The sequence below is a fragment of the Streptomyces tateyamensis genome, assembly GCF_003205575.1.
Classification (GTDB): Bacteria; Actinomycetota; Actinomycetes; order Streptomycetales; family Streptomycetaceae; genus Kitasatospora; species Kitasatospora tateyamensis.
In genome coordinates this window covers 1-266 of record NZ_PYBW01000436.1, presented here as the reverse complement: position 1 = coordinate 266, position 266 = coordinate 1, and the positions used below count along the sequence as shown (strand labels likewise).

Sequence of the window (266 nt, the reverse complement as noted above, 5' to 3'; positions counted from 1 at the left end):
CGGCTCCGGCAGCAGCTTGACCGTCGCCCAGCCCGCCGCGTACGCGCCGTCGACCAGCTTGTCCCGCATCACGCTTCCTCAGCCCTCCCGGGTCGCGGCCGCCGCCTCGAAGTCCTCGCGGCGCACCGTCAGCATCCGCTGCAACACCGTGATCACGCTGCCCACGCCGACCGCCCACAGGGCCACCGGCAGCAGCCACTCCACATACGGCACGCCGAACGTGTGCAGGCCCGCCAGGCCGACCGCGACCAGCGAGACCACCAGCC

The 266-nt window shown here is 73.3% G+C and carries 1 pseudogene; it reads right to left on the bottom strand.

What is annotated here, in order from left to right:
* Window positions 1–78 precede the first annotated feature (78 nt).
* Window positions 79–266 (bottom strand): annotated as a pseudogene (locus C7C46_RS34105) (phosphatidylinositol phosphate synthase); the annotation flags it as partial.